Genomic DNA, 7174 nt, shown 5'->3' with positions numbered 1-7174 from the left:
CCCCTCGCACACCGCCGCACCCACGCTCGCGAGCATGTGGGGGGCAAGAACGCATCCCTGGGCGAGATGATCAGTAACCTGGCAGGCGCCGGTGTTTCGGTCCCCGGCGGCTTCGCCACGACGGCTCAGGCCTATCGTGATTTCCTCGAACTGAGCGGCCTCAACGACCAGATCCACAAGGCCCTCGACGCGCTCGACGTCGACGACGTCAATGCCCTGGCCAAGACCGGCGCGCAGATCCGTCAATGGATCATGGAAGCCGAATTCCCCGAAAAACTGAATGCCGAGATCCGCACCGCGTTCGCCGCGCTGTCGGCCGGCAACCCTGACGTGGCCGTAGCGGTGCGTTCTTCCGCCACCGCCGAAGACCTGCCGGACGCATCCTTCGCCGGTCAGCAGGAAACCTTCCTGAACATCCGTGGTGTGGAAAACGTCATCCGCGCCGCCAAAGAGGTGTTCGCTTCGCTGTTCAACGACCGTGCGATTTCCTACCGCGTACACCAGGGCTTCGACCACAAACTGGTCGCCCTGTCGGCCGGCGTGCAGCGCATGGTGCGTTCGGAAACCGGCACTGCCGGCGTAATGTTCACCCTCGATACCGAATCCGGTTTCCGTGACGTGGTGTTCATCACCGGCGCTTACGGCCTGGGCGAAACCGTCGTTCAAGGCGCGGTGAACCCGGATGAGTTCTACGTGCACAAAGGCACGCTGGAGGCCGGTCGCCCGGCGATCCTGCGTCGCAACTTGGGCAGCAAAGCCATCAAGATGATCTACGGTGACGAGGCCAAGGCCGGTCGTTCGGTCAAGACTGTCGATGTCGACAAGGCCGAGCGTGCACGTTTCTGCCTGACCGACGCTGAAGTCAGCGAACTGGCCAAGCAGGCAATGATCATCGAGAAGCACAACGGCTGCCCGATGGACATCGAGTGGGCCAAGGACGGTGACGACGGCAAGCTGTATATCGTGCAGGCCCGTCCGGAAACCGTGAAAAGCCGAACCCAGGCCAACGTCATGGAACGTTACCTGCTGAAAGAAACCGGCACTGTGCTGGTTGAGGGTCGTGCTATCGGCCAGCGCATTGGCGCCGGTAAAGTGCGGATCATTAAAGACGTGTCCGAGATGGACAAAGTCCAACCGGGCGACGTGCTGGTTTCCGACATGACCGACCCGGACTGGGAACCGGTGATGAAGCGCGCCAGCGCCATCGTTACCAACCGTGGCGGCCGTACCTGCCACGCAGCGATCATCGCCCGTGAACTGGGCATTCCGGCAGTCGTCGGTTGCGGCAACGCTACCCAACTGCTGAAGGATGGCCAGGGTGTGACCGTTTCGTGCGCCGAAGGCGACACCGGTTACATCTTCGAAGGCGAGCTGGGCTTCGACATCAAGAAGAACTCCGTCGATGCCATGCCGGAGCTGCCGTTCAAAATCATGATGAACGTCGGCAACCCGGACCGCGCTTTCGACTTCGCGCAGTTGCCGAACGCCGGTGTGGGCCTGGCCCGTCTGGAATTCATCATCAACCGCATGATCGGCGTCCACCCGAAAGCGCTGTTGAACTACGACGGTCTGCCGCAGGAAATCAAGGAAAGCGTCGACAAGCGCATTGCCGGTTACGACGATCCGGTCGGTTTCTACGTCGAGAAACTGGTTGAAGGCATCAGCACCCTCGCTGCAGCGTTCGCACCGAAGAAGGTCATCGTGCGTCTGTCGGACTTCAAGTCCAACGAATACGCCAACCTGATCGGCGGCAAGCTGTACGAGCCGGAAGAAGAAAACCCGATGCTCGGCTTCCGTGGCGCTTCGCGTTACATCAGCGAATCGTTCCGCGACTGCTTCGAACTCGAATGCCGCGCGCTGAAACGTGTGCGCAACGAGATGGGCCTGACCAACGTCGAAATCATGGTGCCTTTCGTTCGTACTTTGGGCGAAGCCAGCCAGGTGGTCGATCTGCTCGCCGAAAACGGCTTGAAGCGCGGTGAGAACGGTCTGCGCGTGATCATGATGTGCGAACTGCCTTCCAACGCGATTCTCGCCGAAGAATTCCTCGAGTTCTTCGACGGTTTCTCGATCGGCTCCAACGACCTGACTCAGCTGACCCTGGGCCTGGACCGCGATTCCGGTATCATCGCGCACCTGTTCGACGAGCGTAATCCGGCGGTCAAGAAGCTGTTGGCCAACGCGATTGCCGCGTGCAACAAGGCTGGCAAGTACATCGGTATCTGCGGTCAGGGTCCTTCGGACCACCCGGATCTGGCCAAGTGGCTGATGGAGCAGGGCATCGAAAGCGTGTCGCTGAACCCGGACACCGTGCTGGAAACCTGGTTCTTCCTCGCCGAAGGTCAAGCTCAGGCTTGATCAGTATGTGAACGGCCCGCTCCCCTGTGGGAGCGGGTTTGAGATTTGAGTAGGGCGGGCTCCTGTGGATGCCGCCCTTTTTTGTGCAAGAGCATTATGCAAAGCAGCAGCAACCTGTTTCCTGTCGCCCTGATCAGCGCCGAACGGCGTGGTGATCTGAGCGAAGACGTGTATCGCTTGAAACCCGGCAACAGCCCCGACTGGTCCGTGGAGATCGCCGTCACCCGTTTGGGTATGGCCGATGATTCCGCGCCACGCGGTGTGCCGGTGATTTTGTTGCACGGCAGTTTTTCCAATCGGCGTTTTTGGTTTTCACCGAAGGGTCTGGGGCTGGGCGCGTATCTGACGCGCCTGGGTTTCGATGTGTGGATTCCGGAAATGCGCGGCCACGGCCTGTCGCAGCGCAACGAGGAATACCGACGTAACCGTGTCGCCGACTATGCCCGTTACGATCTGCCGGCGATTGCTGCGTTCGTGCGAGAGCAGAGCGGGCAAGTACCGCACTGGATCGGCCATTCGCTGGGTGGCATCACCTTGGCGGCGGCGCTCGGTGGTGAATACCTCGGTGAGCCTGCCGTGGCCTCGGCGGCGTTTTTCGGCACGCAAGTGAGTCGCACCTATTGGCCGCTGAAAATCCCGCCGGTGGAGTGGAGCGGTCGCTTCATTCTCAAGCGCTTTGCGCAACTTTCCGGTTCGCGCCTGAAACGTGGGCCGGAAGACGAGCCGATCGGTCTGGCCCTCGAAAGCATGCGCTGGTACGGCCTGTTCGGCCGTTTTGGCGACAAGGACAAGGACTGGTGGGCCGGTCTTGCCGATGTGCAAGTGCCGGTACTGGCGGTGAGTGCGGTGGGGGATCATCAGGACCCGGCCTGGGCCTGTCGCAAACTCTTCGAGCAGATTGGCTCCGAGCACAAGCAGTTCGTCAATCTGGGGCGCGAACACGGTTTCAACGACAATTTCGGTCATGTCGAAATGTTGGTGAGCAAGGCCGCGCAGGTGGAGGTGTGGCCGCTGGTGGCGCGTTGGTTGAGCGATCAGCAGACGCCGTTACTGGGCGAAAAGGCGGATCTGGCAGCCGCCGTTTGAGCTGAAGGCGCTGAAGAGGGCATTTCGTTCGGCTCGGCTTGCGGCTAAGATATGACGCATTGTGCGGTTCTGGTCATATTTGGTGGCTGTTTCGCTATTACGTTTCAGGGTTTGTTCAGGTTCGTTCAGCGACCATGGGATGGACTAAGGTAAACAGCGACTGCCGGAACTCGTCTCTTCAGAGTGCGTCATCCTTGATCGTCTTCCTTATTGCAGGAGCTTTTCGATGAACCATTACCTTACGCCTGACCTGTGCGACGCCTATCCGGAGCTGGTCCAGGTGCTGGAACCGATGTTCAGCAATTTCGGCGGGCGTGATTCGTTCGGCGGCGAAATCGTGACCATCAAGTGCTTCGAAGACAACTCGCTGGTCAAGGAACAAGCGGAACTCAAGGGCAACGGCAAGGTGCTGGTGGTCGATGGCGGTGGTTCCCTGCGTCGTGCGCTGCTGGGCGACATGATCGCCGAGAAAGCCGCGAAAAACGGCTGGGAAGGGCTGGTGATCTACGGCTGCATCCGCGACGTCGACGTCATCGCGCAAACCGATCTGGGCGTGCAGGCGCTGGCCAGTCACCCGATGAAAACCGAAAAACGCGGTATCGGCGACCTCAACGTGGCGGTGACTTTTGCCGGTGTGACGTTTCAACCGGGCCACTACATTTATGCGGATAACAACGGCGTGATCGTCTCGCCGAGCCCGCTGAAGATGCCTGAATAAGAATTTCGACAAAGGGATGCGGATGTTCGAGGAAGAAAACGCGCAATGGGGGCTGGTGCATGCCCTGGTGCTGGACGGTAAAGGCGGTGCGCGTTCGATAGCCCGGACTGAGCTCGACGATTTGCAGTTGCAGGCGCATGAAAGCCTGTGGCTGCATTGGGATCGCAGTCATCCGCAAACCCAGACCTGGCTGCGCAAATCCAGCGGTCTCAACGAGTTCACCTGCGACCTGCTACTTGAAGAGAACACACGACCACGCCTGTTGCCGCTGCCGGATTCCGAGCTGCTGCTGTTTCTGCGCGGGGTCAATCTCAATCCGGGGGCTGAGCCTGAAGACATGGTCTCGGTGCGGATTTTTGCTTCTGCGCAACGGGTGATTTCCCTGCGTTTGCGTCCGTTGCGTGCCACCGATGAGTTGTTGGCTGACCTGGCGGACGGTAAAGGCCCGAAAACCTCCTCTGAACTCATCCTTTATCTGGCGCAGTTCCTCACCAACAAGGTGCAGGATCTGGTCACTTGCCTCTCGGAAATCGCCGATGAGGAAGAAGAAAAGATGGATGCCGACGAACGGTATACCCCGGAGCACGGCGCCATTTTGCACATCCGTCGCAGGGCGGCCGGACTCAAGCGTTTTCTCGCTCCGCAACGAGACATTTTTGGTCAACTGACGCGGATCAAAATGCCGTGGTTTGTCGATGATGACGCCGATTACTGGAACGAACTGAACAACAGCCTGACCCGCTATCTCGAAGAGCTCGAATTGACCCGAGAGCGCGTGGGGCTTGTGCTGGAGGCCGAAGACCGGCGTTTGAGCGAACGCATGAATCGCACGATGTACCGCTTCGGGATCATCACCTGCATTTTTTTACCGATGAGTTTCATCACCGGCCTGTTGGGTATCAACGTTGGCGGAATTCCATTCTCCAGCAGCCCCTATGGTTTCCTGATCGCCTGTTTGACGGTGCTCGCCCTGGCCTTCGGTCAGTGGTGGTTATTCCGTCGTTTGCGCTGGGTATGAAGATGGCGTATGTGACCCGACCAAATTTGCCCGCGTCTTTCACAGACATCACGAGAGGTGCGTATGCACGATCCGTTTGAACAGTCTTTACGCGACATGCTCAACGCTTCGCCGTCCAGCCGCGACGACGATGCGTGCCTGGGCCGTGTGCTCAAAACCGCCAACCGCCAGGTCGGCGCCGGCGATCTGTTCAGCCTGCTGGGCCGCTGGCTGCCCGCGCTGATGATCGCCTTGAATAATGGATCGGCGCATGTCTTGCCGGTTTCCCGTCTTCGTAAACCTACCGCTCGCACTGCTGATAAGGCTGATTGAATATGGAACTTGATCTCTGGACTCAGAGCCTCGTCACTGCAATGACTGCGTTGTGGACCAAAGTCGCCAACTTCATCCCGAACCTGTTCGGCGCACTGGTCGTGCTGCTGTTGGGTTTTGTCGTGGCCAAACTGCTCGATACCTTGTTGTCCAAGTTGCTCGCCAAACTGGGCCTCGATCGCCTGATGGGCGGCACAGGGCTGACCAAGTTGATGTCGCGTGCGGGGCTGCAAGTACCGATCTCGACTCTGATCGGCAAGATCGTCTATTGGTTCGTTCTGCTTATTTTCCTGGTTTCTGCAGCAGAGTCCCTTGGACTTGAGCGAGTTTCAGCTACGCTGGATATGCTGGCGTTGTATTTGCCGAAAGTATTCGGCGCCGCGCTGGTGTTGCTGGTAGGTGTTCTGCTCGCGCAACTGGCCAATGGCCTGGTGCGCGGGGCGGCAGAAGGCGTGGGCCTGGACTACGCTTCGGGATTGGGGCGAATTGCACAAGGGCTGGTGATCATCATCAGCATCTCGGTCGCGATCAGTCAGCTTGAGGTCAAGACTGACCTGCTGAACCATGTGATCGTCATCGTATTGATTACCGTTGGTCTGGCGGTTGCGCTGGCCATGGGTTTGGGAAGCCGGGAAATTGCCGGTCAGATTCTCGCGGGAATCTATGTGCGTGAGTTGTATCAGGTTGGGCAACAAGTGCGTGTTGGCGAGGTCGAAGGCCAGATCGAAGAGATCGGCACGGTTAAAACCACATTGCTGACCGATGAGGGTGAGCTAGTCTCTCTTTCCAATCGGATCCTGCTGGAACAGCATGTGAGTAGCCGCTAACCCGGCAAACCCTGCTAATGTATGCCGCCGCAAAATGCCAGCTGAGGCTGGTTGCGGTGGACATTGACCTGACTGTCGGCACGACTTGTTTTGAATAAAGCCCAAACGCTATCCACGCGCTACGACCCCCGCGAACTCTCTGATGAGGAGTTGGTCGCGCGCTCGCATACCGAGCTTTTTCACGTAACGCGCGCTTATGAAGAACTGATGCGGCGTTACCAGCGAACATTATTTAACGTCTGTGCGAGATATCTTGGGAACGATCGCGACGCAGACGATGTCTGTCAGGAAGTCATGTTGAAGGTGCTGTACGGCCTGAAGAACTTCGAGGGCAAATCGAAGTTCAAGACATGGCTATACAGCATCACGTACAACGAATGTATTACGCAGTATCGGAAGGAACGGCGAAAGCGTCGCTTGATGGACGCATTGAGTCTTGACCCCCTTGAGGAAGCGTCCGAAGAAAAGGCGCCAAAACCCGAGGAGAAGGGCGGGCTTGATCGCTGGCTGGTGTATGTGAACCCGATTGACCGCGAAATTCTGGTGCTACGATTTGTCGCAGAACTGGAATTTCAGGAGATCGCAGACATCATGCACATGGGTTTGAGTGCGACAAAAATGCGTTACAAACGTGCTCTAGATAAATTGCGTGAGAAATTTGCAGGCATTGCTGAAACTTAGTTCGGCGCAAATATCTCTTACGTGTAGGCAAGTTCTGATAGACTTGCCGCCGAGTTGTCCCCCGGTTTGCGGGACTGCTTCACAATCACCAGTTGGGGATTTGCGGGGTGTCGCGGGACCTGAGGTGGGGCTTGGGCCGGGGTGGTGTGTGTGGCGGCGCGGCGGTCGGGGCGC

7 protein-coding genes are annotated in these 7174 nt (G+C 58.3%); all 7 read left to right on the top strand.

The window, feature by feature from the left end; all coding sequences use genetic code 11:
- Window positions 1–36: 36 nt before the first annotated feature.
- Window positions 37–2358 (top strand): phosphoenolpyruvate synthase, encoded by a 2322-nt coding sequence (ppsA, locus tag ACIONG_RS29420; RefSeq protein ID WP_401304442.1) that lies wholly within the window; start codon window positions 37–39, stop codon window positions 2356–2358.
- Between the two features lie 96 nt (window positions 2359–2454).
- Window positions 2455–3444, top strand: coding sequence for an alpha/beta fold hydrolase (locus tag ACIONG_RS29415; protein WP_103303877.1), 990 nt, complete (start codon window positions 2455–2457; stop codon window positions 3442–3444).
- 226 nt (window positions 3445–3670) lie between these two features.
- The gene (gene rraA, locus ACIONG_RS29410) at window positions 3671–4162 is read left to right on the top strand and encodes a ribonuclease E activity regulator RraA (protein ID WP_103303878.1); all 492 of its coding nucleotides are present in this window, start codon (window positions 3671–3673) and stop codon (window positions 4160–4162) included.
- Window positions 4163–4184: 22 nt separating this feature from the next.
- On the top strand, window positions 4185–5180 hold the full coding sequence (locus ACIONG_RS29405; protein WP_103303879.1) for a zinc transporter ZntB: 996 nt from the start codon (window positions 4185–4187) through the stop codon (window positions 5178–5180).
- 63 nt (window positions 5181–5243) lie between these two features.
- A complete protein-coding gene (locus tag ACIONG_RS29400; RefSeq protein ID WP_401304440.1) occupies window positions 5244–5492 on the top strand; it encodes a CrfX protein in 249 nt (82 codons plus the stop codon).
- 2 nt (window positions 5493–5494) lie between these two features.
- Window positions 5495–6319: a mechanosensitive ion channel family protein gene (locus ACIONG_RS29395; RefSeq protein ID WP_007916401.1), complete on the top strand. Its 825-nt coding sequence runs from the start codon at window positions 5495–5497 to the stop codon at window positions 6317–6319.
- A 90-nt stretch (window positions 6320–6409) separates the two neighbouring features.
- Complete coding sequence (gene sigX / locus ACIONG_RS29390; RefSeq protein ID WP_011333251.1) at window positions 6410–7000, top strand: RNA polymerase sigma factor SigX; 591 nt, start codon at window positions 6410–6412, stop codon at window positions 6998–7000.
- Window positions 7001–7174 lie beyond the last annotated feature (174 nt).

Source organism: Pseudomonas sp. NPDC087817, from assembly GCF_044742875.1.
Taxonomy (GTDB): Bacteria; Pseudomonadota; Gammaproteobacteria; order Pseudomonadales; family Pseudomonadaceae; genus Aquipseudomonas.
This window is presented reverse-complemented; position numbering and strand designations above follow the sequence as displayed.

Bases quoted from the DNA above. Each gene is read 5' to 3' on its own strand.
- ACIONG_RS29415 (WP_103303877.1), top strand. From the start codon at position 2,455: ATGCAAAGCAGCAGCAACCTGTTTCCTGTCGCCCTGATCAGCGCCGAA.
- rraA (WP_103303878.1), top strand. From the start codon at position 3,671: ATGAACCATTACCTTACGCCTGACCTGTGCGACGCCTATCCGGAGCTG.
- ACIONG_RS29405 (WP_103303879.1), top strand. From the start codon at position 4,185: ATGTTCGAGGAAGAAAACGCGCAATGGGGGCTGGTGCATGCCCTGGTG.
- ACIONG_RS29400 (WP_401304440.1), top strand. From the start codon at position 5,244: ATGCACGATCCGTTTGAACAGTCTTTACGCGACATGCTCAACGCTTCG.
- ACIONG_RS29395 (WP_007916401.1), top strand. From the start codon at position 5,495: ATGGAACTTGATCTCTGGACTCAGAGCCTCGTCACTGCAATGACTGCG.